This is a genomic window from Brevibacterium ammoniilyticum (genome assembly GCF_038429965.1).
In the GTDB taxonomy this organism is placed as follows: Bacteria; Actinomycetota; Actinomycetes; order Actinomycetales; family Brevibacteriaceae; genus Brevibacterium; species Brevibacterium ammoniilyticum.
Genome location: NZ_BAABNP010000003.1, coordinates 289733 through 314089 on the forward strand (window position 1 = coordinate 289733; position 24357 = coordinate 314089).

Genomic DNA, 24357 nt, shown 5'->3' on the forward strand with positions numbered 1-24357 from the left:
GCCAGAACGCTGGCAGCACGAGCGCAGGAAGGGTGCGGATGAGGACTGAGGACAGCACCAGAGGATGGCCGTGGCGCATCCACGGTGACGGGAAGACGATCCGGCCCGGGGAGATCGTCCTCCCCGAGGAGCGGATGACGTGGCCGCGGACGATCGGCATCGGCGCCCAGCATGTCGTCGCAATGTTCGGCGCGACGTTCCTCGTCCCCCTGCTCACCGGCTTCCCGCCGTCGACGACCCTGTTCTTCACCGCGATCGGCACTCTCCTCTTCCTCCTCATCACGAAGGGGATGATGCCGTCCTACCTCGGTTCGTCGTTCGGTCTGCTCGCCCCCATCGGGGCGGTCACCGGGTTCGCGGCCACCTCGGGCGAGAAGCTCGAGTCGAACGCGATGGCCCTCGCCCAGGGCGGGATCATCTCCGTCGGCGTCACCCTCGCCCTCGTCGGCCTCGTCGTCCACTTCGCGGGAGTGCGGTGGATCGAGGTGACGATGCCGCCGGTGGTCACCGGCTCGATCGTCGCTCTCATCGGACTCAACCTCGCCCCGGCCGCTTGGGGGTGGGTGCAGGAGGCGCCGCTGACGGCGGTGATCACGATCGCTGCGATCATCGTCTCCTCCGTGCTCTTCCGAGGCATGCTCGGCAGACTGTCGATCCTCATCGGCGTCCTCGTCGGCTACGGAGCCGCGCTCATCCAAGGGGAGGTCGACTTCTCGACGGTGGCCACCGCGGCGTGGGTCGGCCTGCCGACCTTCCACGCCCCCGCCTTCGACCTCGGCTACCTGGGTCTGTTCCTGCCCGTCGTCCTCGTCCTCGTCGCCGAGAACATCGGTCACGTGAAGTCGGTGGCGGCGATGACCGGTCGCGACCTCGACGGCCTCACGGGGCGCGCGCTCTTCGCCGACGGACTCGCCACGACCATCGCGGGCGCCGGCGGCGGTTCGGGCACGACGACGTATGCCGAAAACATCGGCGTCATGGCGGCGACGAAGATCTACTCGACCGCCGCGTACTTCTGCGCGGCGATCATCGCCCTCATCCTCAGTCTGCTGCCGAAGTTCGGGGAGATCATCGCGACGATCCCACCGGGAGTCCTCGGTGGGGCCGCGACCGTGCTCTACGGGATGATCGGCCTCCTCGGCGTGCGCATCTGGGTGGAGAACCGGGTCGACTTCTCCAACCCGATCAACCTCAACACCGCCGCCGTTTCCCTCATCGTCGCGATCGCGAACTACACGTGGTCACCTGCGGGACTCGAGTTCGCCGGCATCGCCCTGGGCACCGCCTCGGCGATCGTCATCTACCAGGTGATGACGCTCATCGCCCGGTGGCGGGGCACTGCCCCAGTCCCCCGATCCGGCGCCGAGGCGGGGGAACCGGAAGTCACCGACCGGCGTTAGTCTCCCGGTCGGGACGTAGGATCAGCGTCCGGCGTTGAAGACGGTCTGGATCTCCGCGATCTTCCCGCCTTCGAATCGCAGCCAGGTGGCGGCAGGAGTCGACGGTCCGGCGCTGGTCGTCACCACCGACCAGGTCAGGGCGTTGTCATCGTCGGCGAGCTGCACGGCGATGTCGTCGGAGGTCGTCATCGCGCCCATCTCGGTCAGGCCTTTGACGACGTCGTCAGCGCCAGATGCCTGGGCGACGGGGCCGGAGAACGTGACATCGGGGGTGACAAGAGAAGCGAGCGTGTCGGCGTCGCCCTTGGAGAGCGCGGTGTGGAACTGTGCTGCGAGATCTGCGGTGGCCATGAGCGTTGTCCTCCTGAGCGGGTGGTGCACGGAGGTGCGGGGAGTCCCCTCGCACCTGGTGCGATCATGGCAACTTCTCCTGCCGATGACAACAGCTCGGCCGCACTCTCTGCGTTTTGCCAGCGCTGTCGACGAGGTCGATGTGCGCGAGGTAGCCTCGGTCCATGGTCACTCTGTCTGCGCGACTGACGGCGATCGTCGATGCACTGCCGTTGCGGGAGGGCATGCGCGTCCTCGAGATCGGGGGTGCTCCTGGGGCCGCGGCCCGGGCGGTCTCCCAGCGGATCGGGAACGGTCATATCCTCGTCATCGATCGCTCGGCGAAGGGCACGGCCCTCGTCGAGGCTCATGCCGCCGAGGAGATCGCCGCCGGCCGTCTGCGCGTGCGGTGCGTTGCGACTGAGGATTTCGCTCTCGTCCCCGGTGAGAAGCCCTTCGACCTGGCTTTCGCGGTTCGAGTCGGCGCTCTCGACGGGCGTCATCCGAAGGCCGGCGTCCGTGCCAGGCAGCGCATCGCTGCGGCGCTGACTCCGGAGGGCAGGCTCTTCGTCGATGGCGGGACCCCGGTGCGGGAGGTCGACCTCACGGACGCCCGCCGAGCATGAGAGCGGTGGTCGGCTAGGACCGGCGATGCTCCTCGATGTCGTTCGGCGGCAGGTAGTGCAGGAGCCTGTCCTGGTTGACTTCGAGGTTCTTCCGGTCCCAGTCGGCGAGGTCGGCGGCCCGCGCGTAGGTCTCGTCGAGGAAGGTGAGCAGAGTCCCTTCGGGGTCGTCCGAGGTGCGGACCTCGGAGTAGGGCAGGATGTACTCGCCGAAGGACTTATCGAAGCCGCCGGCACTGAGAGTGCCCTCGTAGTAGCCGTCAGGTGCCGGATAGGCGTAGGCGTAGAAGGAGCCTTCATCGCTGCCGCCGGACCAGAAGCCCACGGCGACGTTCTCACGGTCTTCGGCTTCGGCCATCACCCAGGGAGGGCAGTTCGGAGGCGCCGAGGTGCTCGCCGGGGCAGGCCGTCCCGAGTACCGGGTGCAGGAGAGGTCCATCGACCCCCAGAACAGTTGGACGGGGCTGGCCTTTCCGGCGAAACCGGCCCGCCAGTAGGCGAAGACCTTCTCGATCCGCTGCAGCTGCCGCCACCAGGCGCGGACTGCATCCGGATCGTATTCGCGTGGTGTGGTGTCCTCGGCGAAGGGGGTGGCCTGGGGCAGTTCGTTCGGCCATGCCCACACCGTGCATCCGACGCCGAGCTTGAGCAGGGCGCCCATGACGGCGTGGTAGAAGTCGGCGATCGACTGCGGTTTGAGGTCGACGGTTTCGATGTCGCCGGTGTCGGCGCGCAGGACGAAGCGGCTGTCGATGAAGTCGAACTCGGCGTCGAAGGTGCGGTTGCTCTGATGCATGAGGATCTGCGTGCGCAGGCCACGGGCACTGATGTCGTAGGTGACGTTCCACCAGTGGTTGATCAGGGTCGTCGAGACGAGTTCGATCTTGCCGACGATCTGCAGCCATTGGTGCAGGCTCTCCCGGGTGCCGGTCCAGTCGTCGACGCGCAGCTGCGGCCATGCGGTGTCTGTAGCCATCGCTCACCTGTTCTCTTCGTGTGCAGTACGAGTGACGGCACGGGGATTTTCGATCAACTTAGAAGCTGCGCGCTCACCCGTCAAGCATGTGGGCTTCGGCTCTGAGCGCCGGGCACACAGTCAGCTACGTGTCGCTCGTGCCGACCCGGGTGCCAGGGTGAGTCCCAGGTGCCCGGCTTGTGCTGCTTTGGCTTTCTCCGCCTCGGCGGCGCTGATGAGTTCTCGCCGGGCGAGGATCTCGATCCCTGCGTGGATCTCGGCGATCACGCGGACGCGCACTCTCGCCGGGATCTTCGCCACAGCCCGAGAGAGCCGCTGTATCGGGGTCTGCTGCGTTCTCCGGCGTGCGCGCACGGATGCGAACCAGCAGATGAGACCCATGGCCAGACCACAGGCGACGCCGACACCACCGATCCAGCCGTTGATCGGCATCCCCGTCGCCGCTGCTGCCGCAATCGCGATGAGGGCGAGCAGCGCTGGGACGAGGTAGAGGACGGCGACGATGCGCGACCCGCCGCCATCGTCCGAATGACCGGAGTCAAGCAGAAGATCGATCGCAATGAGAACCGCGGCTGCACCGAAGCAGAGTCCGCCCCAGCCGAGTTCGACGACGTCGCCGTCACCGCGCAATACGGGTCCGGCGATGAGCGCCAGACCGAACACGTGCAGTACTATTCCGCCGACGAAGGTGATGAGGATCCAGACAGCGGTGAGTATCCGCAGAAACGGCGGGGTCCCGGGTGGTCTCATCGCATGCAGCGTACTCGGGGGCGCAATCTGCGCATACGCGAGCGCAACGTCTTTGGTTCCGGCCCAGGCACTGCCTTCGAGCCTCCACCAATCGAGAAGATCCCAGGTGCTCGCCGACTCGGCGATGACGACCGTCGCAGACTTCCTCGTCATTCGCTGCTTGGCCATGGATGACATTCAATCACGCGGACTCTCGAGAGTGGTCCGATTGGTGGGCCCAGAGGGACTCGAACCCCCGACCCTCTCGGTGTAAGCGAGATGCTCTAGCCAACTGAGCTATAGGCCCCAACGTGCGAGTTCAGTATGCCATAAGCGCCAGTGCCCACCGAAACCGCCTCGGCCGTCCGGTCGACACCACCTCAACGCTCTGCACGGGAACCATCCACATCGTCCGGATCAGATGAACCCGCACCCGTCTCCTCCAAGCCGGAGTCGGTCGATGTCCCTCCACCTCGGGAGACGAGCAGATTGACGAGGAATGCCACACCCACGCCGATGAGCAGCGGGAACGCCATGGGAACGTCGACGAGGAGGACGAGGATGAGGAGCACCGCGAGCGGTCGCTTCCATCCGACGGCCGTGGTCGCGGCCATGCCCGTGGCCATGGCCGCACCGATCGCGAGCCCAGGCACAAGGACGGCGACGGCACCCCCGATGGCTGCACCGATGAAGACGAGCGGGAAGAACTCACCGCCGCGCCAACCGCTGACCAGACACAGAGTGAGGGCGGCGATCTTCGCGACGGCGACGACGAGCAGGGCCGACCAGTCCCCGGCCTCGGTGAGCATCTGGAGATCGTGGAGCTCGTGGTGGCCGGAGAACCGCACGAGCGGAACGACGGCGGCAAGGGCGGCGAAGAGGACCGTGCCGAGAGCGATGACGATCCACGGGCGGCGGATCCGTGACACCGCACCGTCGATGGCGTGGTGGAGACCGCGGAAGAGAAGGCCGGCCAGCGCCGCCATGACGGCGATGCCGATGAGCCACGGATCGAAATACGGCAGGTCGACCGCGGGCAGCGTGATGGTCGCTCCCCCGGTGTCGGGAGTGAGCCTCATGAACGCGAGGAAGGCGAAGAAGCCGGCGAAACCGGCACCGAGCTGGAGGATCTTGCGCGGTCCGAGCTCATCACCGTCGATGGCGGCGGCTCCCGGGGGTGATCCGTAGAAGCCGCCGAGCGCACCGGCGCTGCCCGCCTCGCCGATCGTGCGACGCATCGCCACGTCCTCACCGATCAGGTGGGCGACGATCGTAGAGAGCTGGGCGACGACGGCGACGATGCCCGCCTCGGGACCGACGGCACCGCCGAACGCGACGGCCACGATTGCGGCGAGAGCAGTGGTGAGGACGGCACGACGTGGGAGGCCGGCAGGGTCACCGGACTGTCTGAGCAGCGTCTGGAGGTCTTCGCTCGGCGCCGCCCGGTCGAGGACGATGAGCAGGGCCCCGCCGAGGAGGATCGTCGTGACGATCTGCAGCGTCGTATTCGTCCCGAACAGCTGTGCACCGGTGTCCCAGATGACCGACTGCAGTGCGGTCATTCCCGTGAAGGTCAGTGCCGCGACGAGTCCGGCGATCCCGCCGTAGACGATCGCGAGCACTGCGAGGCGCGGAGTCACTCCCGGCAGCACCCTCACTCACCGTCCGCGATCGACGCCTCATGGCGGTGCCGGCCGACGAGGCGGGAGAGCTCGGTGGCGAAGAGCCCGAGGAAGACGAGGTCGAAGACTAACACCGCGGAGACGAGGAGTCGCCCGACCTGTCCGATGGCGACGATGTCGCCGTAACCGGTCGTCGTCATCGTCGTCAGGGTGAAGTAGAGGGCGTCGATGCGGGTCTCGATGCCGTCGAACTCGTGGGGATTGTTCGCCGAGACGACGAAGAAGATCGCGGAGAACGTGGCTGCCACGAGCACGAACGTCAAGACGAGCAGGGGCAGGTTGGTATCGGTGCGACGCACACGCAGAAGAGCGAAGCCCAGCGCCAGCAATGCGATGACTGTCGCGATCAGCCGTCCGATCGCGCCCATCTCCGCTTCGGCCAGCGGCACGGTGAAGTAGAGCGCGAGAACGGCGACGGGACCGAGGACGATGCTCAGCCTGCGGACGGTGCCCGACCTCAGCAGTCTCGTCCATGTGCTGCGGTTGTCGGACCGCTCACCGGGGGATGCGGGGCTCACAGCATGATTGTACGGCTCCGGCTGTCTCGGTCCCCGGCACGAAACCCGAGGTGACGGGAACTGTCAGTTAGTCTCGCGCAGGATCCCGGCGGCCACCTCGGCGAAGCGCTCACCGGCGTTCTCATCGTCGATCGCGAAGAGCACACGGTTCTGCTCGATCGCGACCGCCCCCAAGGCGTATGCCATCGCCCCCGCCGAGGCGGTCGCCCCCAACCGCTCCGGGCGCAGCGCCGCCGGGGTGACGTCGGACGGGGCGATCGAATACCCGAGCATGACGATCTCGGCCCCGTCGCGGAACCGCAGGAGGACGTCGCGCAGCGCCAGCACCGTGACGAGCGGATCGGCGGTGACGGGGCAGCGGGCATCGACCTCGGCGCAGATCCGGGTCGCGATGAGGACGAGGAGATCCTGTTTGTTCTTCACGTGCCAGTAGAGCGCGGAGGGCTGGACATCGAGCTCACGGGCGAGTCTGCGCATCGAGAGATCGCCCAATCCGTAGCGCGAGAGCACGTCGAGTGCGGTCGTCGTGATGCTCTCAGCACTGAGCGGCAATGAGACGTTCCTTTCATTTTGCGACCGAGGGCGCACTCGATTTCTCAGAACGCGTTCCCCTCGCTATAGTAGTTGCTGGTCACGGGATATGGCGCAGGTTGGTAGCGCGCCTCGTTCGGGACGAGGAGGTCGTGGGTTCAAATCCCGCTATCCCGACCAAGTGAGATCTCGGGTCATCGCAGTGCGATGGCCCGAGATTTTTTCATCTTCGCCCCGCCGGGTTGAGGCAGCAGCCCTCAGCTCAATGGATTCGCCGCCCACGCAGAGTACTCGGCCGCATGTGTCGCTGAGTTGAGACTTCTCACCCAGTCGTTGACTTCCTCGTCCGGGATACTCGCATCGATAGGCTGAAAGACGACGACCGCCTGAGGCCAGCGCGTGAAGAAACCCTGCGCTTTGAGCGCGAGCATAGCCGTCATCGTCGCGTCCCACACGGCTCTCGACAACCGCCCAGTCTCTGCATTCTGGTTTCGAGCCGCCGTCCATTCCGCAGCCAATCGGGCGTTGGCCTCCTCCAGTGGATCGGGCGCGAGATCGCTGGAGAAAAGCGCCCAATCGCCGATGTAGAACCGATAGTACGCATCGTAGCCGGGGTCCTCGGCAATGAGGTTCTCATAGAACCGTCGCTCGTTGGCGCCGGCAACGAGCGACGAGCCCATGTCATCGGTGTACACACCCACCCCGGTCACTTCACTGGTGGCAGACGACGTCAATGCGCGAAGGGACTCGACGATAGCGGGCTGGAGCAATCGAGCGAAACTCCGGACCCACTCGTCCACCTCGCCTGCAGCGGTCCCGTGCGCCCAGGTCCCCGGTTCGGCTCCCCTGTGCGTCACGGTTCGGGATCGTCCTCCCGTGCGAAGGCGATGGCGATGAGCCGACGCAGCACCGCCTCGTCGATGTCCTCGAGCTTCTTCACGTACACGCATCCCGCGCCCTCGGTGTACGTCCCCAACTGGGGCAGCAGCGCCGCCCCTTCGGGCAGGTCCTTGAGCCCGTAGAGGGAGAGCTGCGCCTTCCGCGGTGAGAACGCCGTCTTCGGCCACACCCCGTGATTGCGCGGGTTGACCGGCGACCGGTACTGATACTCGCCGTAGCCGACCATCGACGGCCCCCACATCACCGGCTCGACCCCGGTCACCTCGGTGAAGATCTCCGCAAGCCGCAGACCGTCGATCCGGCGCTTCTCCGGGGTCGCCGATGCGATGAACTCACGGACGTCCGCCTCGGTCGGTTTCGTCTTCTGCTCAGCCATGAACCGATTATCGCCGAGGCGCCCGCCCCTGTCAGCAGGTCCGCGCGGTCACTTTCTGCCGAAGGTCTTCTCGATGATGTCGAGCAACGCAAGCGCCTCGTCGTAGTCACCGCGCAGCGCCCAATACGGCAGATCGAAGACCTGACCGGATTCGAAGGCGGGGACACGGTTGTAGGGCACCTGATCCCGGAGCGCTGCGACGTTCATCTTCGGCGAGTTGAACCCCACGACGAAGACGGTCTCGCTCCGCAGCACCTCGGGCAGCGTCTCGAGCGAGGGACCGAACATGTCACCGCCGGCGACATAGGGTTCGATGTCGTTCTCTTCGAACAGAGGCGCTGTGACGAACCCGAGAGGCGCAAGCTCCGCGGACAGGCTCTTGCCCTCGATGAGGATGTACGGCGTCTCGGGCTTGTCGAGCGTGAGGAACGAGACCTCACCGGCCGGAACGTCGATCGCGGCCTTCACCTGGGCGACCTTGTCCTCGTAGGCCGTGACGAAGCCGTCGTAGGCGTCCTTCTTCCCCAGCACGTCTGAGGCGATGAACGAGAACTGGTCCTGCCACGTCTGCTTGTCCCCCGAGACGAGGATGGTCGGGGCGATCTCCGTCAGCTGGTCGTAGGCGTCGGCGGCATGTTTGGCCGGGAAGCCGATCCCGCCCGCGATAATGAGGTCGGGATCGGCGTTGACGATCGACTCGAGGTCGAAGCCGTCGTTGCTCCAGGGCAGAAAGGTCGTCCCCTGCGTCTTCGCCTTCTCCGCCCAGAACTGCGAGTACGTCCCCGCGGTGTTCGTCACCTCCGGCGTCGTCGCCACGACCGGCGCGTCGAGGTCGTAGAGGTAACCGGCGAGTGCGTAGTTGAGCACGACGATTCGCTGCGGATCCGCAGGCACCTCGACCGTGCCCTGTTCCGTCGTCACGGACCGTGTGGCCCCGTCCGACCCGGGTGTCGGCGAGTCATCGGCGACGGATTGTCCCGAACATGCGCTGAGCAGGAGGAGAGACAGGGCGGCGAGCACGGCGGCCGCCGCTCGACGCAGGGACGGATGGAACAGACGGAACATGGGCACCTCGGACGCGGATCGGCTGACTAGAATCGGTAACGAAGCACAGCCTAACCAAACCTTCGGACCCGATGACGACAAAGGCGACATGACTCTTCGACCAGCCCGACAGACCCCGCTGTGGGCACCGTCCTCCGGAAGCCCCGTGTCGTTCACCGGCCACGACTTCCATACCCACGACCATCCCCTTCTCGTCCACGTCGTCAGCGGATCCGTCGTCATCGACATCGCTCGCCGAGGCGATCATCCGGACCAACGGATCGTCGCCGACGCCGGAACCGGGGTGTGGCTGGGCACCGGCGTCGAGCATGCCGTGGCCGAGAACCGCGACAGCATCCTCATCGGCCCCAGACTCTCCCCCGGCACACAGCCGCCCAACGGGTGCCTGCGGATCTCCCGCTTCCCGGAGCTCCACGACCTGACGCTGCGCATCCTCGCTGCCTCGCCGCGCTCTGCGGAGGACAAGCATGTCTTCCGTGTACGCCTCGATGCCCTGCTCAACGGTCTGGTCGAGCAGACGTTCGCACTCCCCCAGCCCTCCCATCGCACGGTCGCGGAGATCGTCGAGAGCCCTCTGGCTCTCGTCCTGCCCCTGGGCGAGGTCGCCCGCGCGCACGCGCTCAGTCCCCGCCACATCGAACGGCTCTTCCGCGCCGACCTCGGCCTCAGGTTCGTCGAATGGCGCACCCGGGCCCGACTCAATCGCGCCCTTGCGCATATCCGCGCCGGCGCGACCCTGCGGTCTGCGGCCCGGGCCGTCGGCTATGCCAGTGCCGACGGTCTCATCAAGGCCGCCCAGCGCCGGACCGGCCTCGACCGTGAGGTGCTCGTCGCTGACTTCGTCGGCGCCCTCGAGGCCTGGCACCGCTGACTCCGCTCAGACAGCTCGCATGAGCCGCCGCGGGATTCGGCGCTGTGCGCTCACGCGCCCGGCAGCCAGTCCGTGCCGTCCTCGACCCGGTAGATGAGGTTCGTGCGGGTGTGCGCGACTGCGGGATAGCGGGTGAGGTAGTCGAGGACGAAGGCTTGGACCGCCTCGGTGTCGGGGGCGACGATGTGGAGGAGATAGTCGTCGGCACCGGCCATGTGGTACATGCGCACCACCCCGGGGAACTGCGGGGCCGCCTTCGTGAACGCGTCGATCTGAGCCCGGTCGTGCTGAGCGAGTCGGATCGAGATGAGGGCCTGCAGGGGAATGCCGAGCGCCGAGGTGTCGATGTCGACGCTGTAGCCGCGGATGACTCCGTTCGACCGCAGCCGTTTGAGCCGCAGCGACACCGTCGACTCCGAGATCCCGACGGCCGCGGCCAGAGCGGCACCCGAAGCTCGAGCGTTCTCACTCAGCGCCGCGAGCAGCCTGCGGTCGACATCGTCGAGTTCGATCTTCTGCGACATCGTCTCAGTCGTCTCCTCATCATGGTAGAGCGAGCATAAGTGCTGACGGACGTAGGTCCTGGCCGAAGTCTACGTCGACCACGCTCGGCCGCCGCATCGAGCGTTTCGCCATCTCAGGGGGTCACAACGACCGACCTCCCGGTCCCCGCCGCAGTCGCTGCATCGACGAAGAGTCCGACCCGGTCGGCCAGACGCTCGAGCAGCGCACCGAGCTCTGCGGAGGTGTGTGCGGTGCCGAAGACGTAGAAGTCGGGTCGGACGACGACGATCGGCGCCCCGAGACGCCGGAACCACCGCACATACTCGGCATCGATGTCATTGGCGCTCACCTCGGAGTCGAGGACCGCTTGGCTCAGATGCACACGCTGCATGCCGAGGGCTCGCGCGATCGACTGCTGTCGCTCGTCGAGATCGTCCAGGAAGTCCTTGCGCCCGGACAGCACCGTCCATCCCGTGCCGAGCAGATCATCGGCGAGACCGTCGACACCGCCGCGCACGACGCGGGCCTGCAGGCCGAGGCGACCGAGGACATCGGTACTCATCCCGCCGTCGAGGATCCCCTCCTCGAGCCACGGGAAGACCACCGGCGGCACTTCGCCGGCGAGGAACGCCGCATCCCGGGCAGCGGCTTCGTCCGGGTCGGCAGTGCAGATGACGCGCCCGAGATGCATGGATGCCTCGATGAGTTTGCGGGCGTGGGGGCGTCGTTCGACGGTGTAGGAGTCGAGCAACGCATCGGGCGCGCGCCCGGAGAGCACGAGATCGAGCTTCCAGGCGAGGTTCGCGGCATCGCGCATCCCCGAGCACAGTCCCTGACCCATGAACGGCGGCATGAGGTGAGCGGCATCGCCGAGCAGGAGCATCCGGCCCTTGCGGAAGGTCGAGGCGATGAGCGACCGGAAGGTGTACACCGTCTTGCGCATGAGCGTGGAGTTCTCCGGGGTGACCTTCCACTTCGAGAGAAGCGACCAGACGTTCTCGTCCTGACGCATCTGTTCGGGGTCCTCGCCCTTGTGGAGCATGAATTCCCACCGCGCGGTGTGCCGACCCAACCAGCGGAACGCCGAGGTGGGACGCTTCGGATCGCAGATCTGCGCGGTGTCCTGCATGTCGATCTCCATGTCGGGATCGTGCGGCTCGATGTCGGTGACCAACCACTGCTCCTGGAACCCGAGATCCTCCCATTCGATGCCGGCCTGGGTCCGCACCAGGGAGTTCGCGCCATCGGCACCGACGACATAGCGCGCTGTGATCGTCTTCTCCTCACCCGTGGGCACGAGCTTGCCGTCGATCCGCTCCAGTCTGCGCACGTGCACTTCGACATGGTCGCCGCGATCGACCACGGTCGAGACCTCCCAGCCCAGGTCGATGTTCACGCTGGGATGACGGCGCACCGCCTCGTCGACGGCCTCCTCGAGTTCGGGTTGGAACATGAAGTAGTCCGACTTCCACCCCGAGGGGTTCGGCGAGTCCCAATCGAAGTGGATGAGCACCTCGCCGTCGGCGTTGACCAGGTTGTAGTCGGGCAGAGGAATCGCCTGCAGCCGGAACGTCTCCATGGCCCCGATGGACTGCAGGATCCGCATAGCCTCGTGGTCGAGGTGACCGGCACGGGGCAGACGGTAGGTCTCAGGCCAGCGTTCGAGTACCGCCACGGAATGCCCCCGCTGCCCGAGATACGCCGCGAGCACCTGTCCGGCCGGTCCGTACCCGACCTGGATCACATCGACATCGACGTCAGTCATGGATCAGCTGTCCTGTGAGTTCATTCGCCTGGCCGGTCCCGGTCAGCTCCGTCGCGGCGGCCAGACGTTCGAGCAGCCCGCCGAGGTCGGCCGAATCCTTCGCGAGGCCGAAGACGTAGTAGTCGGGGCGGACGATGACGATCGGCGCACCGACCTGGGTGAACCACCGCGAGTAGTCGGCGTCGATGTCGACGATGCTGTTCTGCGAATCGAGCTCTGCCTGACTGACATGGGCATGGCGCATGCCGAGTGAGTCGATGATCGCCCGCTGCTCCGCACTGAGCTCATCGAGGTAGTCCGCCCGCGAGGACAGCAGCGTCCACCCGGTGCCGAGGAGATCATCGGCCAATCCGTCCCTGCCGTCGATCGCCACCCTGGCCTGCAGGCCCAGCCGGCCGACGACCTCGGTGCTCTCGCCGCCGTCGAGCACGCCCTCGTAGAGCCACGGGAACACCGCAGGCGGGACCTCCCCGGCGAGGAACGCGGCATCGCGAGCGGCCACCTCGTCGGGATCGGACATGCACACGACCTTGCCGAGGTCCATCGACGTCTGGATGAGGGCTCGAGCGTGCGGGCGACGTTCGATGGTGTACGCATCGAGCAGCGCATCCTCGGCGCGCCCGGTCAGGACGAGGTCGAGCTTCCATGCGAGGTTGACCGCGTCCCGGATCCCCGAGGACAGACCCTGCCCCATGAACGGGGGCATGAGATGGGCGGAGTCGCCGATGAGCAGGGTGCGCTCACGGCGGAAGGTCGAGGCGATGAGGGACCGGAAGCCGTAGACCTTCTTCCGCACGATCGTCGCATTCGACGAATCGACTCCCCACCGCGAGAGCAGGGACCAGATCGTCTCATCCTGGGCCATGACCTCGGGGTCCTCCCCGTCGAGGAGCATGAACTCCCAGCGCGCGGTGTGCCGACCGAGCCAGCGGAAGAGGGAGACGGGGCGGGCCGGATCGCAGATCTGACCGGCATCGGGCATGTCGATGACCATGTCCCGGTCGTGCGGTTCGATGTCCGTGACGAGCCAGTCCTCCTCGAAGCCGAGGTCCTCCCATTCGATGCCCACCTGCCGGCGGACGAACGAGTTCGCCCCGTCGGCGCCGATGAGATACCGGGCGGTCACGGTCTTCTCCGCCCCTGTCGGCCTCAGCCCCTCCGCGGTCTTCTCGAGTTGCCGCAGGCGCACCTCGACGTGGTCGGGATGGTTCGTCACGCCGATCGCCTCCCAGCCGAGCTCGACGCTGACGCTGGGATGCCTGCCCACCGCCTCGAGCACCGCCTCCTCGAGTTCCGGCTGGTAGAAGAGGTAGTCCGACTTCCACCCCGAGGGCGTCGGGGCATTCCAGTCGATGTGGAGCAGCAGCTCGCCGGCGGCATTGACCCAGTCGTAGTCGGGGATGGGAATCGCCTGCAGGCGGAAGGTGTCCGTCGCCCCGATCCCCTGGAGGATCCGCATGATCTCATGGTCGAGGTGGCCTGCCCGCGGCAGCGGATAGGTTCCCGGCCATTTGTCGAACGCGGCAACCGAGTGCCCCTGCGCCCCGAGCAGTGCGGCATGCACCTGTCCGACGGGACCGAATCCGACCTGAATGACATCGACATCGACCATGGTTCAACTCCTCCTCGAGCTGGATCATTGCGCTCATCCTATTAAGCATAATGATTATGCTTGTTGACGATAGCAGACCCGATTGCGCGGTCAAGTGATTCGTCGATGGGAATTCTCCGAGACCGGATCGGCAGATCCTGCGACGCAGATCACTTCTCTCGGAGTCCGATTCACGATTCTTTCGCCGATTGCGCTGATCCAGAAGAACCTTGATGGAACCTTGCCCCTCATGGGAGGAACCGGATTGAATTCGGTCATGACCTCACTCCACCCCGAAACCCTCATGGTCCACGGCGGCATGGACGGCCTCACCGAGGCGGGCGTCCACGTCCCCGCAATCGACCTTTCGACGACGAACCCGGTCGGCGACATCGACACCGGCGGCGAATCCTACGAATGGCTCGCCACCGGCCATCCCCTGCGCGAAGGCGACTCCGCCGTCTACCAGCGACTGTGGCAGCCCGGCGTGGCCCGGTTCGAGACGGCCCTGGCCGAACTCGAACACGCCGAGGAGGCCGTGGCCTTCGCGACGGGCATGGCCGCCCTCACCGCAGCGCTGCTCGCCGCCGTCAACGCGGGCACCCCGCACATCGTCGCCGTCCGCCCCCTCTACGGCGGCAGCGACCACCTCCTCGACTCCGGTCTGCTCGGAACCACCGTGACGTGGACGACACCGGAGGCCATCGCCGAGGCGATCCAGGACGACACCGGTCTCGTCATCGTCGAGACCCCGGCCAACCCCAGCCTCGACCTCGTCGACCTCGACGCCGTCGTCGCCCAGGCCGGAGGCGTCCCCGTTCTCGTCGACAACACGTTCTCCACCCCCGTCCTCCAGCGTCCGCTGCGCCACGGTGCCGTCCTCGTCCTCCACAGCGCGACGAAGTACATCGGCGGCCACGGCGATGCCATGGGCGGCATCATCGCCACGAACTCCGAGTGGGCGATGCGGCTGCGCCAGGTCCGCGCGATCACCGGGGCGCTCCTCCACCCGATGGGCGCCTACCTCCTCCACCGCGGACTGCGGACACTCGGCGTGCGGATGCGCGCCGCTCAGTCGACGGCCGCGCAGCTGGCCGAGAGGCTCAGCGCCCATCCGGCGATCGCGAAGGTCCACTACCCCGGGCTCGAAGGCCACGACCCCCAGGGGCTGCTCGGACGTCAGATGTCGGGTCCCGGCGCGATGATCGCCCTCGAGGTCGCCGGCGGCTACGAGGCCGCCCGCGACTTCGTCGAGCACTGCCGCCTCGTCGTCCATGCCGTCTCCCTCGGCGGCGCCGACACCCTCATCCAGCACCCTGCCTCGCTGACGCACCGCCCGGTGACCGCCGAGGCGAAACCGGGTGACGGACTCGTCCGCCTCTCCGTCGGCCTCGAACACGTCGACGACCTGGCCGAAGACCTCTTCTCCGCCCTCGACTCCGTCCGCGCCGCCGCCTGAGCACAGATCCAGCGCGGCCGCCGGTCGCACTCCCGCGTCGCCGCTGATCCGTTTACGGCTCGGCGGCGACGCTGTCCCATCCCCCGCTGTTGACATTGACGCAACGTCAACTTCTAGGGTGGTGGTCATGGACTGGTCCATACAGGAAACAGCGCGGCTGACGGGGACGACGAGTCGAACCCTGCGTCACTACGACGCGATCGGCCTTCTGCCCCCGTCCTCACGGACGGCGAACGGCAACCGGCACTACGACGAGGCGAGCCTCGTGCGTCTGCAGAGGATCCTGCTGCTGCGGGATCTCGGACTGCCGCTCACCCGGATCGCCGAGGTGCTTGAGAGCACCACGGATCCGGTCGCCGCCCTGACGGACCATGTGCGTGCGCTCGGACGCGAGCGAGCGCGCCTGACGAGGCAGATCCGAGCCGTCACCGCGACGATCGAGAGAGTGAAAGCAGGTGACCCTCTCATGGCAGAGGAGATGTTCGATGGCTTCGACCATCGGGAGTACGAAGACGAGGTCCGGCAGACGTGGGGAGACCGCGCCTATGAGACCTCACAGAAATGGTGGACGGGACTGTCCGCGCCCGAACGCAGCGACTGGCAGTCCCGTGCGGCAGCTCTGGCCGATGACTGGACCCAGGGCGCCGAGGCGGGGGTGACCCCGGACTCGCCCGAGGCGCGGGATCTGTCCCGCCGGCACATCGAGTGGCTGTCCTCGGTGCCCGGGACTCCGGCCTCGGATCCCGCCGGCGACACGGACGGCTACGTTCGGGGGCTCGCAGAGATGTACGTCGCCGACCCCCGGTTCGCCGCCACCTACGGAGGCGAGCAGGGAGCGCAGTTCGTCCGCGATGCGCTCGTGTCCTACCTCGACGCGAACTGAGTTCGGAGGCGGTGAGCCCAGTCCCCGCTGAGTCAGTTCAGCACTGCTGGGTCAGGACTGCTGCGCCAGGGCCTGCCGGATCTTCTCGGCGGGCCCTGCCAGCGTCGCCGCGTCGTGCATGGGGACCCGATCGGAGATGTCGAAGTCGGCCATCGACGTCGTCGGCCACACATGGATGTGGACGTGCGGGACTTCGTAGCCGACGATCATCATCCCGATCCGATCGCAGTCGAACGCTGCCTTCTGCGCCCGACCGATCCGGTGGGCGACGTTCATGAGGTGGTCGAGGAGTTCCTCGTCGAGGTCGGTCCATTGCGAGATCTCCGCCCGGGGCACGACCATCGTGTGGCCGGCCGTGAGCGGGGAGACGTCGAGGAACGCCACGCACTGCTCGTCCTCGTAGACGAAGGTGCCCGGGATCTCCCCGTCGATGATCTTGGTGAAGATGGTGGCCATGGTGCGGTCCTCCTCAGTCGGTGGCGGCGGCGATGCGAGCCTCGATCGCGAAGTCACGGGTCTGCGTGCGTGCGACCTGACGGCCACTGACGATCGTACCGCCGGAGGTGATGACGAACACACCGCGTTCGGCCACGCCGTGCTCCTCGTCGAAGACGCCATAGGCCCGCGCGACCTTGCCGTGGGGCCAGAAGTCCGAGCCGAGCGGCAGGGTGACCCCGCGTTCGTCACCCCACGCCGCAAGCGTGTACTTCGAATCCGCGCTCACCGCGATCACGGTGAGCGCGTCACCTGCGGCGTCGGCGTCGTCCTGCACCTCCTGCAGGGCACGGATCTCATCCCCGCACACGGGCGAGAACGCATACGGCAGGAACGCGAGGATCACCGGCCCCCGCTCGGCCGCCTCGGCGAGGTGGAGGAACCGTCCGTACTGATCGGACAGGGAGAAGTCTGGAGCCCGATCACCGGGCCCGAGGATCATGAATAGTTCTTCTTGCCGACGAGGCGGAAGCCCGCCCAGTCCTCGGCCGCGCTCACGGTCGAGGTCACATGCATGCCGGCGGTCGGGGCGGCCTCGGAGATCTCGGCCGGGGTGATGTGGCCGGGGCGGTTGGCCTTCGGGGTGAGCAGCCAGACGACGCCGCCGTCCTTGAGGGTCACCTGCGCATCGACGAGGCCGTCGATGAGGTCGTCGTCATCGGCCCTCCACCACATGAGGATGACGTCGAACACGTCGTCGACGTCCCCGTCCGCGATCTTCTCTCCGATGATGGTCTCGATCGCCTGGCACAGCTGGAGGTCGACGTCGTCGTCGTAGCCGATCTCCTGCACGTAGTCCCCTGACTCGAGACCGAGGTTCTGTCCCAGTTCGGCCGCCAGGGTGGGGGTGGACGATGTCCTTTCAGAAGCGGAGTTGCTCATGCTCTCATTGTTCCGCCCCAGGCCCCGGGGCGCAAATGTCGGCGCGCCCCGATCCCACCAGCACGGATGGGAATGCGGCGCCTGCCGACCTCAGTCAGAGAGATCACAAGCAGACGGGTGAGCGAAGACGGCGCGCGCGTACTACGCTGATGAGTGAATCCGGTGGACTCCGGGACCGATCTGATCCGATCCGATCCCCCTACCCCCGGGCAGAACGCGGCCTGACCACCAGTGCAGGTCGTGGAGCGAAGAGAGGACCACACCGTGGACAATCGGAATCAGGGCGGACCGATACTCAACGGGCTGCCGAGCCAGGTGCCCGACATCGATCCGGAGGAGACAGAGGAGTGGTTGGCCTCTCTCGACTCCCTCATCGACGAAGGCGGCCGCACTCGCGCCCGCTACGTCATGCTGCGGATGCTGGAGCGCTCCCGGCAGAAGCAGATCGGTGTGCCCAGCCTCACGGCCACCGACTACGTCAACACGATCGGCCCGGAGAACGAGCCGTGGTTCCCCGGTGACGAAGAGGTCGAACGCCGCTACCGCCGCTGGAACCGCTGGAACGCCGCGATGGTCGTCCACCGCGCCCAGCGCCCCGGCATCGAGGTCGGCGGCCACATCTCCACCTACGCGTCCTCGGCGACGCTCTACGAAGTCGGCCTCAACCACTTCTTCCGCGGCAAGGACCATCCCGGCGGCGGCGACCACATCTTCTACCAGGGCCACGCCTCCCCCGGCATGTACGCCCGCGCCTTCCTCGAAGGGCGGATGAGCGCCGAGGAGCTCGACGGCTTCCGCCAGCAGCAGTCCCACCTCATCGACGGCAAGCCCGCCGGACTGCCCTCCTACCCGCACCCGCGTCAGCTCGAGCACTTCTGGGAGCACCCGACGGTCTCGATGGGTCTGGGCCCGATGAACGCGATCGCGCAGGCCCAGTTCGACAAGTACCTCCACAACCGGGGCATCAAGGACACCTCCCAGCAGCAGACCTGGGCCTTCCTCGGCGACGGTGAGCTCGACGAACCGGAGAGCCGCGGCATGCTCCACGTCGCCGCCTACGAGGAGCTCGACAACCTCAACTTCGTCATCAACTGCAACCTGCAGCGCCTCGACGGACCGGTGCGCGGCAACGGCAAGATCATCCAGGAGCTCGAAGCGTACTTCCGCGGAGCAGGCTGGAACGTCATCAAGGTCGTGTGGGGACGCGAATGGGACGCCCTGCTGGCCAAGGACCGCGACGGTGCGCTCGTCAACCTCATGAACGCCACCCCCGACGGCGACTACCAGACGTACAAGGGCGAGTCGGGCGGCTTCGTCCGCGACAACTTCTTCGGCCGCGACCCGCGGACGAAGGCGATGGTGGAGAACTACACCGACGAGCAGATCTGGCAGCTCAAGCGCGGCGGCCACGACTACCGGAAGGTCTACGCCGCCTACAAGGCCGCGTTCGAGCACACCGGTCAGCCGACCGTCATCCTCGTCAAGACCGTCAAGGGCTACTCGCTGGGACCGCACTTCGAGGCGCGCAATGCGACGCACCAGATGAAGAAGATGACGATCGACGACCTCAAGCTCGCCCGCGATCACTTCCAGATCCCGATCTCGGACAAGGAGCTCGAGGAGAACCCGAAGCTGCCGCCGTACTACCACCCGGGTCCCGACGCTCCGGAGATCAAGTACCTCCAGCAGCGGCGCGCGGAACTCGGCGGCTACTCGCCGGAGCGCCGCAGCACCTACGTCGACCTCGCCCTGCCCGGCGACAAGGCCTACGAGGCCGGCCGCCGCGGATCGGGCAAGCAGACGATCGCGACGACCATGGGCTTCGTCCGCGTCCTCAAGGACCTCATGCGCGACAAGGAGTTCGGCAAGCGCATCGTGCCGATCATCCCCGACGAGGCCCGCACCTTCGGCATGGACTCGTTCTTCCCGACGGCGAAGATCTACAACCCGCACGGGCAGAACTACATCTCCGTCGACCGCGACCTGTTCCTCGCCTACAAGGAGGCGATGGACGGTCAGCTCCTCCACGTCGGCATCAACGAAGCCGGCGCGACGGCCGCGCTGACGGCGGTCGGCACCTCGTACGCCACGCACGGGCAGCCGATGATCCCGTTCTACATCTTCTACTCGATGTTCGGCTTCCAGCGCACCGGCGACTTCTTCTGGGCCGCCGGCGACCAGATGGCCCGCGGATTCGTCCTCGGCGCCACCGCCGGTCGCACGACGCTCGTGGCCGAGGGTCTCCAGCACGGCGACGGACATTCGCACCTGCTGTCCTCGACGTACCCGTCGGTGATCTCCTACGATCCGGCCTACGTCTATGAGATCTCCCATATCGTCAAGGACGGTCTGCACCGCATGTACGGTCCTGACGACGGCCGGGATCCCAACGTGCTGTACTACCTGACGATGTACAACGAGCCGATGGTCCAGCCGGCCGAACCCGAGGACCTCGACGTCGACGGCCTGCTCCGCGGCATGTACCTGCTCAAGAAGGGGCCCGACAACGGCGGCCCGAAGGTCCAGCTGCTGGCCTCGGGCGTCGGTGTGCCGTGGGCGCTCGAAGCCCAGGAGCTCCTCGACAGCGATTGGGGCGTCTCGGCCGATGTGTGGTCGGTGACCTCGTGGACCGAGCTGCGCCGCGACGGCCTCGCCGCCGACGATGCGCGCCTGCTCAATCCGGACGCCGAACCGCGCATCCCGTACGTCACGGAGAAGCTCCTCGAGGGCGAAGGCCCCGTGGTGGCGACCTCGGACTTCATGCGTGCCGTGCCCGACCAGATCCGCCAGTACGTGCCCAACCACTTCACGTCGCTGGGCACCGACGGCTACGCGATCTCGGACACCCGGCCCGCGGCCCGTCGCTACTACCTCGTCGACGGTCCCTCGATGGCCACGCAGGCGCTCATCTCGCTGGCCGACACCGGAGTGATCCCGATCGCCAAGGCCGCCGAGGCGGCGAAGAAGTACCAGCTCGACGATCCACGTGCGGGCGCCTCCGGGTCGACGGAGGGTGCCGGCGCCTGAGCCCCGAGCACTGAGGCCACCGCGCTGAGCCATGTGCTCAACCGGATGCGGCCGGAGTCACTGCGACTCCGGCCGCATTTGTCCTTTCTCACCGAAACTTGTGCGTTTCTGACAAGCGGATTGTCGCCGAGGCCTTAAGCTGGAGTCCATGAGTTCCGACACCGAGACGCTGCGCCGCCGCGCTGAGACGGGACGACGCCTGCGCGCAGGGGTCGGAGTCCTCTCCACCGTCACCCTCCAACGCCTCGACGCCCGCCTGCCCTGGTATCGCTCGATGGCGCCGTCGGACCGGTCGTGGGTCGGCCATCTCGCCCAGTCGGGCATCAGCTCGTTCATCGACTGGTATCGGCAGCCCGACACGGATCTGCGGGTGGTCAGCGAGATCTTCAAGTCCGCGCCCCGCGACCTCATCCGCGCCATCAGCCTCCAGCAGACGCTGCAGCTGCTCAAGGTCGTCGTCGAGGTCGTCGAGGAACGGGTGCCCGACATCGCCCGCACCGCCGAGCAGTCGGCGCTGCGCGAGGCCGTGCTCATCTACTCCCGCGAGATCGCCTTCGCCGCCGCCGACGTCTACGCCCGGGCCGCCGAGGCCCGCGGCAGCTGGGACGCCCGGCTCGAGGCGATGGTCGTCGACGCCCTCGTCCGCGGGGACTCCGTCGACGAGCTCGCCAGCCGCACCGCGGCCTTCGGCTGGCAGTCGGAGGAGCCGGTCACCGTCCTCGTCGGACGCGCCCCGCAGCGCTCGGCGAAGAAGGGCGTCGACGTCATCCGCCGCAAGGCCCGCAAATGGGCCGAGGACGCCCTCGTCGGCGTCCACGACAATCGTCTCCTCATCGTCCTCGGCGGAGTGAGCGACCTCGACACCGCCGTCGAGGACCTCTCCGACTGCTTCGGTCCCTCCGAGGTCATCGTCGGACCCAGCGTGCCGAGCCTCGCCGAGGCGGCCACCTCGGCGAAGGCGGCGATCAGGGCGCTCAAGGCGGCCACCGCCCGCCCCGACTCCCCCCGCCCGGTCAAGGCCGACGAACTCCTCCCCGAACGCGCACTCGCCGGCGACGCCGTGGCCCTGAGCGAACTCATCTCCCGCTACTACGAACCGCTGACGACCGGCACCGGTCAGCTGCTCAAGACCGTGAGCGCCTACGTCGAATTCGGGTCCTCGCTCGAGGCCACGGCCAAGGCGCTGTCCGTCCACCCCAACACCGTGCGGTACCGGCTGCGGAAGATCACCGAGGCGATCGGCCTCGACCCGACCGTGTCCCGCGACGCCTTCGTCATCCACATCGCCTTGGTGTACGGGCGACTGTCAGATGCCGGGCTATTGTCGTCTCGCGACAAAACGCCGTGACCGACTTGGTCCATCCGTTAGATTGAACAGCGACATCGAACGAAAAGAGAACTGAGTGCTAGTCATCACCTGCCCGGGCCAGGGCGCCCAGAAGTCAGGCTTCCTCGCCTCCTTCCTTCAGCTGCCGACGTTCGCAGCACAGATCGATGAACTCTCCGATGCCTCCGGCATCGACCTGCGTCTGCACGGCACCGAATCGGACGACGAGACGATCAAGGACACCGCACTCGCACAGCCGCTGCTCGTCGCCGCGGCCATCGCCTGCGCGGCCGAACTCGGGGTGACCCCCGACATCGTCGCCGGGCATTCCGTCGGGGAGATCGCGGCCGCGCAGATCGCCGGCATCCTCTCCCCCGCCGATGCGATGCGCTTCGTCGCCGTCCGCGGCACCGGCATGGCCGAAGCCGCGGCTGCCACGCCCACCGGCATGTCCGCCGTCGTCGGCGGTGAGCCCGCAGACGTCCTCGCGGCGATCGCGGACGCCGGTCTCACCCCCGCCAACGTCAACGGCGGCGGCCAGACCGTGGCCGCAGGCTCCCTGCCCGACCTCGAGACGCTCGCGGAGAATCCGCCCGAGCGCGCCCGCGTCATCCCGCTGCCCGTCGCCGGTGCCTTCCACACCGAGTACATGGCTCCCGCTGTTCCCGCGCTCACCGAGACCGCCGCCTCACTGAGCGTGAGCGACCCGACGACGCCGATCCTCACGAACGCCGACGGTTCGGTCGTCACCGACGGCAGCGCCTACGTCGATCTCCTCGTCTCCCAGGTCACGAACCCGGTGCGCTGGGACCTGTGCCAGGAGACCCTGCTCGCCCAGGGTGTGACCGGGCTCATCGAACTCGTCCCCGGCGGCACGCTCACCGGCATCGCCCGCCGCGCGATGAAGGGCGTCGAGACGTTCCCCATCAAGTCCGCCGCCGATCTCGACGGTGCGCGTGAGTTCGCAGCCGCTCACGCCGGAGCAGAAGGATGACCACCATGCCCACACTCAAGACGGCCGAGCTCGGCCGGTTCTCGAAGATCGCCGGGATCGGCGCCTACCGTGCCGAGAACCTCGTGACCAACGACGACATCGCCGGTCCCATCAACTCCTCCGACGAGTGGATCCGCCAGCGCACCGGCATCGTCACCCGCCGCCGCGCGAGCAAGGACGTCGGCGTCCTCGAGATGTGCGAAGAGGCAGCCCTTGAGGCGATCGCCTCGGCGGGGCTCAAGCCCGAGGACATCGGCGGCGTCATCATCTCCACGGTGACCTTCCCCTACTTCACCCCCTCGGCCGCGGCGGCCCTGACCGACCGCATCGGCACCGGCCCGGTTCCCGCCTGGGACATCAGCGCCGCGTGCGCCGGGTACTGCTACGGCATCGCCCAGGCCGACGCCCTCGTGCGGGCGGGCACGATGGACAATGTGCTCGTCATCGGTGCGGAGAAGCTCTCCGACGTCATCGACCCCACGGATCGGTCGATCTCCTTCATCCTCGGCGACGGCGCCGGCGCCGTGGTCGTCACCTCGGCCGATGAGCCGGGAATCTCGAAGACCGTGTGGGGGTCGAAGGGCGAGAACTGGTCGACGATCCGCATGACCGATTCGCTCATGGACGTCCGCGACGACCGTGACCTGCCCTTCCCGACCCTGCGTCAGGACGGTCCCACCGTCTTCCGCTGGGCCGTGTGGGACGGTGCCGAGGTGGCGAAGAAGGCACTCGAGGAATCGGGTGTCGAGGCCGCCGACCTCGCCGCATTCATCCCCCACCAGGCGAACATGCGCATCATCGACGAACTCGCCAAGCAGCTCGGTCTGCCCGAGTCCGTCGTCATCGCCCGTGACATCGCCGACAACGGCAACACCTCGGCGGCGTCGATCCCGTTGGCCACCGAACGCCTCCTGCGCGAGCAGCCCGAACTCTCCGGCGGGCTGGCCCTGCAGATGGGATTCGGCGCTGGCCTCGTCTACGGCGCACAGGTCGTCCGGCTCCCCTGAGACCGCGCATGCGCGGAAAACCCTCCGCGGATGTCCTAAGATATTCGGCGGGACACTCGTCGATATGGTTCCGATCCGACCGGGGAACTCCCGGTTGTCTTAAGAAAGTAGGAAAGAAATGGCATTCACCGAAGCTGAAGTCCTCGCCGGACTCGCAGAGATCGTCAACGAAGAGACCGGCCTGGCCGTCGAGGCCGTCGAGCCGAGCAAGTCGTTCACCGACGACCTCGACATCGACTCCATCTCGATGATGACCATCGTCGTCAACGCCGAGAAGAAGTTCGGCGTGAAGATCCCGGACGACGACGTCAAGGACCTCGTCACCGTTCAGGATGCCGTCGACTACATCAACAAGGCCCAAGAAGCCTGAACCGCTTGGACGCACACGGCCCGTCCACCGACGGGCCGTGTCCCACACTATC

General features: G+C 67.1%; 25 protein-coding genes and 2 tRNA genes. 11 read left to right on the top strand and 16 right to left on the bottom strand.

Annotated elements, in window-relative coordinates:
• Positions 1–38: 38 nt before the first annotated feature.
• A complete protein-coding gene (locus AAHA49_RS05165; protein ID WP_342037457.1) occupies positions 39–1400 on the top strand; it encodes a uracil-xanthine permease family protein in 1362 nt (453 codons plus the stop codon).
• Positions 1401–1421: 21 nt separating this feature from the next.
• On the opposite strand, the gene AAHA49_RS05170 is transcribed toward AAHA49_RS05165, so the two are convergent.
• Entirely contained in the window at positions 1422–1751 is a 330-nt protein-coding gene (locus tag AAHA49_RS05170) for a nuclear transport factor 2 family protein (protein WP_342037458.1), read from the bottom strand.
• Between the two features lie 164 nt (positions 1752–1915).
• Here AAHA49_RS05170 and AAHA49_RS05175 point away from each other — a divergent pair, with 164 nt between their 5' ends.
• On the top strand, positions 1916–2356 hold the full coding sequence (locus tag AAHA49_RS05175) for a methyltransferase domain-containing protein (protein ID WP_342037459.1): 441 nt from the start codon (positions 1916–1918) through the stop codon (positions 2354–2356).
• A 13-nt stretch (positions 2357–2369) separates the two neighbouring features.
• On the opposite strand, the gene AAHA49_RS05180 is transcribed toward AAHA49_RS05175, so the two are convergent.
• From AAHA49_RS05180 to AAHA49_RS05205, 6 genes are all read right to left on the bottom strand, one after another.
• Positions 2370–3329 (bottom strand): DUF5996 family protein, encoded by a 960-nt coding sequence (locus AAHA49_RS05180; protein ID WP_342037460.1) that lies wholly within the window; start codon positions 3327–3329, stop codon positions 2370–2372.
• Positions 3330–3449: 120 nt separating this feature from the next.
• A complete protein-coding gene (locus AAHA49_RS05185) occupies positions 3450–4247 on the bottom strand; it encodes a hypothetical protein (protein WP_342037461.1) in 798 nt (265 codons plus the stop codon).
• Positions 4248–4288: 41 nt separating this feature from the next.
• A tRNA-Val gene (locus AAHA49_RS05190) sits at positions 4289–4365 on the bottom strand.
• Positions 4366–4438: 73 nt separating this feature from the next.
• Positions 4439–5698 (bottom strand): chloride channel protein, encoded by a 1260-nt coding sequence (locus AAHA49_RS05195; RefSeq protein ID WP_342037462.1) that lies wholly within the window; start codon positions 5696–5698, stop codon positions 4439–4441.
• 14 nt (positions 5699–5712) lie between these two features.
• The gene (locus AAHA49_RS05200; RefSeq protein ID WP_342037463.1) at positions 5713–6258 is read right to left on the bottom strand and encodes an ion channel; all 546 of its coding nucleotides are present in this window, start codon (positions 6256–6258) and stop codon (positions 5713–5715) included.
• A gap of 63 nt (positions 6259–6321) precedes the next feature.
• Positions 6322–6810, bottom strand: a complete 489-nt coding sequence (locus AAHA49_RS05205; RefSeq protein WP_342037464.1) for a TetR family transcriptional regulator — start codon at positions 6808–6810, stop codon at positions 6322–6324.
• 82 nt (positions 6811–6892) lie between these two features.
• On the opposite strand from AAHA49_RS05205, the gene AAHA49_RS05210 reads away from it, so the two are divergent.
• Positions 6893–6969, top strand: a tRNA-Pro gene (locus AAHA49_RS05210).
• Positions 6970–7046: 77 nt separating this feature from the next.
• Here AAHA49_RS05210 and AAHA49_RS05215 read toward each other — a convergent pair.
• From AAHA49_RS05215 to AAHA49_RS05225, 3 genes are read right to left on the bottom strand one after another with little or no spacing between them, the layout of a single operon-like run.
• Positions 7047–7739, bottom strand: a complete 693-nt coding sequence (locus AAHA49_RS05215) for a DUF4303 domain-containing protein (protein ID WP_342037465.1) — start codon at positions 7737–7739, stop codon at positions 7047–7049.
• A complete protein-coding gene (locus tag AAHA49_RS05220) occupies positions 7643–8065 on the bottom strand; it encodes a DUF1801 domain-containing protein (protein ID WP_342037466.1) in 423 nt (140 codons plus the stop codon). The genes AAHA49_RS05215 and AAHA49_RS05220 overlap by 97 nt, the downstream gene beginning before the upstream one ends.
• A gap of 48 nt (positions 8066–8113) precedes the next feature.
• The gene (locus AAHA49_RS05225) at positions 8114–9130 is read right to left on the bottom strand and encodes an ABC transporter substrate-binding protein (RefSeq protein ID WP_342037467.1); all 1017 of its coding nucleotides are present in this window, start codon (positions 9128–9130) and stop codon (positions 8114–8116) included.
• Between the two features lie 88 nt (positions 9131–9218).
• Here AAHA49_RS05225 and AAHA49_RS05230 point away from each other — a divergent pair, with 88 nt between their 5' ends.
• Positions 9219–10001, top strand: coding sequence for a helix-turn-helix transcriptional regulator (locus tag AAHA49_RS05230; protein WP_342037468.1), 783 nt, complete (start codon positions 9219–9221; stop codon positions 9999–10001).
• Between the two features lie 50 nt (positions 10002–10051).
• Here AAHA49_RS05230 and AAHA49_RS05235 read toward each other — a convergent pair whose 3' ends face one another.
• The 3 genes from AAHA49_RS05235 to mhpA (AAHA49_RS05245) form a co-directional block, all read right to left on the bottom strand.
• Positions 10052–10525, bottom strand: a complete 474-nt coding sequence (locus tag AAHA49_RS05235; protein ID WP_339391718.1) for an Lrp/AsnC family transcriptional regulator — start codon at positions 10523–10525, stop codon at positions 10052–10054.
• A 113-nt stretch (positions 10526–10638) separates the two neighbouring features.
• Positions 10639–12270, bottom strand: coding sequence for a bifunctional 3-(3-hydroxy-phenyl)propionate/3-hydroxycinnamic acid hydroxylase MhpA (gene mhpA, locus AAHA49_RS05240; protein ID WP_342037469.1), 1632 nt, complete (start codon positions 12268–12270; stop codon positions 10639–10641).
• On the bottom strand, positions 12263–13882 hold the full coding sequence (gene mhpA / locus AAHA49_RS05245) for a bifunctional 3-(3-hydroxy-phenyl)propionate/3-hydroxycinnamic acid hydroxylase MhpA (protein WP_342037470.1): 1620 nt from the start codon (positions 13880–13882) through the stop codon (positions 12263–12265). The genes mhpA (AAHA49_RS05240) and mhpA (AAHA49_RS05245) overlap by 8 nt, the downstream gene beginning before the upstream one ends.
• A gap of 256 nt (positions 13883–14138) precedes the next feature.
• On the opposite strand from mhpA (AAHA49_RS05245), the gene AAHA49_RS05250 reads away from it, so the two are divergent.
• Both AAHA49_RS05250 and AAHA49_RS05255 read left to right on the top strand, forming a co-directional pair.
• The gene (locus AAHA49_RS05250) at positions 14139–15320 is read left to right on the top strand and encodes a trans-sulfuration enzyme family protein (RefSeq protein ID WP_342037471.1); all 1182 of its coding nucleotides are present in this window, start codon (positions 14139–14141) and stop codon (positions 15318–15320) included.
• A 127-nt stretch (positions 15321–15447) separates the two neighbouring features.
• Positions 15448–16203 carry a MerR family transcriptional regulator gene (locus AAHA49_RS05255; RefSeq protein WP_342037472.1) on the top strand — a complete coding sequence of 252 codons (756 nt, stop codon included), beginning with the start codon at positions 15448–15450 and terminating at the stop codon, positions 16201–16203.
• A gap of 51 nt (positions 16204–16254) precedes the next feature.
• Here the strand turns inward: AAHA49_RS05255 and AAHA49_RS05260 are convergent, their stop codons facing one another.
• Genes AAHA49_RS05260 through AAHA49_RS05270 form a run of 3 tightly spaced genes read right to left on the bottom strand, consistent with a single transcriptional unit; the run spans position 16255 to position 17580 of the window.
• A complete protein-coding gene (locus AAHA49_RS05260) occupies positions 16255–16659 on the bottom strand; it encodes an HIT family protein (RefSeq protein WP_342037473.1) in 405 nt (134 codons plus the stop codon).
• Between the two features lie 13 nt (positions 16660–16672).
• A complete protein-coding gene (locus tag AAHA49_RS05265) occupies positions 16673–17140 on the bottom strand; it encodes a redoxin domain-containing protein (RefSeq protein WP_342037474.1) in 468 nt (155 codons plus the stop codon).
• Positions 17137–17580 carry a DUF3052 domain-containing protein gene (locus AAHA49_RS05270; RefSeq protein WP_339391725.1) on the bottom strand — a complete coding sequence of 148 codons (444 nt, stop codon included), beginning with the start codon at positions 17578–17580 and terminating at the stop codon, positions 17137–17139. Before AAHA49_RS05270 ends, AAHA49_RS05265 begins: the two co-directional genes overlap by 4 nt.
• Before the next feature lie 264 nt (positions 17581–17844).
• Between AAHA49_RS05270 and aceE the strand changes: the two genes are divergently transcribed.
• The 5 genes from aceE to AAHA49_RS05295 all read left to right on the top strand — a co-directional run bounded on the left by aceE (position 17845) and on the right by AAHA49_RS05295 (position 24305).
• Positions 17845–20607, top strand: a complete 2763-nt coding sequence (gene aceE / locus AAHA49_RS05275; RefSeq protein WP_342037475.1) for a pyruvate dehydrogenase (acetyl-transferring), homodimeric type — start codon at positions 17845–17847, stop codon at positions 20605–20607.
• Between the two features lie 148 nt (positions 20608–20755).
• Positions 20756–21955: a PucR family transcriptional regulator gene (locus AAHA49_RS05280; protein ID WP_342037476.1), complete on the top strand. Its 1200-nt coding sequence runs from the start codon at positions 20756–20758 to the stop codon at positions 21953–21955.
• Between the two features lie 55 nt (positions 21956–22010).
• The gene (locus AAHA49_RS05285; RefSeq protein ID WP_342037477.1) at positions 22011–22928 is read left to right on the top strand and encodes an ACP S-malonyltransferase; all 918 of its coding nucleotides are present in this window, start codon (positions 22011–22013) and stop codon (positions 22926–22928) included.
• A 5-nt stretch (positions 22929–22933) separates the two neighbouring features.
• Complete coding sequence (locus tag AAHA49_RS05290) at positions 22934–23935, top strand: beta-ketoacyl-ACP synthase III (RefSeq protein WP_339391729.1); 1002 nt, start codon at positions 22934–22936, stop codon at positions 23933–23935.
• 118 nt (positions 23936–24053) lie between these two features.
• Positions 24054–24305, top strand: coding sequence for an acyl carrier protein (locus AAHA49_RS05295; RefSeq protein ID WP_009375612.1), 252 nt, complete (start codon positions 24054–24056; stop codon positions 24303–24305).
• Positions 24306–24357: the final 52 nt, after the last annotated feature.

Coding starts and splice junctions, on each gene's coding strand:
- AAHA49_RS05165 (WP_342037457.1), top strand. CDS start 39: ATGAGGACTGAGGACAGCACCAGAGGATGGCCGTGGCGCATCCACGGT.
- AAHA49_RS05170 (WP_342037458.1), bottom strand. CDS start 1,751: ATGGCCACCGCAGATCTCGCAGCACAGTTCCACACCGCGCTCTCCAAG.
- AAHA49_RS05175 (WP_342037459.1), top strand. CDS start 1,916: ATGGTCACTCTGTCTGCGCGACTGACGGCGATCGTCGATGCACTGCCG.
- AAHA49_RS05180 (WP_342037460.1), bottom strand. CDS start 3,329: ATGGCTACAGACACCGCATGGCCGCAGCTGCGCGTCGACGACTGGACC.
- AAHA49_RS05185 (WP_342037461.1), bottom strand. CDS start 4,247: ATGGCCAAGCAGCGAATGACGAGGAAGTCTGCGACGGTCGTCATCGCC.
- AAHA49_RS05215 (WP_342037465.1), bottom strand. CDS start 7,739: ATGCGTGTACGTGAAGAAGCTCGAGGACATCGACGAGGCGGTGCTGCG.
- AAHA49_RS05220 (WP_342037466.1), bottom strand. CDS start 8,065: ATGGCTGAGCAGAAGACGAAACCGACCGAGGCGGACGTCCGTGAGTTC.
- AAHA49_RS05225 (WP_342037467.1), bottom strand. CDS start 9,130: ATGTTCCGTCTGTTCCATCCGTCCCTGCGTCGAGCGGCGGCCGCCGTG.
- AAHA49_RS05230 (WP_342037468.1), top strand. CDS start 9,219: ATGACTCTTCGACCAGCCCGACAGACCCCGCTGTGGGCACCGTCCTCC.
- AAHA49_RS05235 (WP_339391718.1), bottom strand. CDS start 10,525: ATGTCGCAGAAGATCGAACTCGACGATGTCGACCGCAGGCTGCTCGCG.
- mhpA (WP_342037469.1), bottom strand. CDS start 12,270: ATGACTGACGTCGATGTCGATGTGATCCAGGTCGGGTACGGACCGGCC.
- mhpA (WP_342037470.1), bottom strand. CDS start 13,882: ATGGTCGATGTCGATGTCATTCAGGTCGGATTCGGTCCCGTCGGACAG.
- AAHA49_RS05250 (WP_342037471.1), top strand. CDS start 14,139: ATGACCTCACTCCACCCCGAAACCCTCATGGTCCACGGCGGCATGGAC.
- AAHA49_RS05255 (WP_342037472.1), top strand. CDS start 15,448: ATGGACTGGTCCATACAGGAAACAGCGCGGCTGACGGGGACGACGAGT.
- AAHA49_RS05260 (WP_342037473.1), bottom strand. CDS start 16,659: ATGGCCACCATCTTCACCAAGATCATCGACGGGGAGATCCCGGGCACC.
- AAHA49_RS05265 (WP_342037474.1), bottom strand. CDS start 17,140: ATGATCCTCGGGCCCGGTGATCGGGCTCCAGACTTCTCCCTGTCCGAT.
- AAHA49_RS05270 (WP_339391725.1), bottom strand. CDS start 17,580: ATGAGCAACTCCGCTTCTGAAAGGACATCGTCCACCCCCACCCTGGCG.
- AAHA49_RS05280 (WP_342037476.1), top strand. CDS start 20,756: ATGAGTTCCGACACCGAGACGCTGCGCCGCCGCGCTGAGACGGGACGA.
- AAHA49_RS05290 (WP_339391729.1), top strand. CDS start 22,934: ATGCCCACACTCAAGACGGCCGAGCTCGGCCGGTTCTCGAAGATCGCC.
- AAHA49_RS05295 (WP_009375612.1), top strand. CDS start 24,054: ATGGCATTCACCGAAGCTGAAGTCCTCGCCGGACTCGCAGAGATCGTC.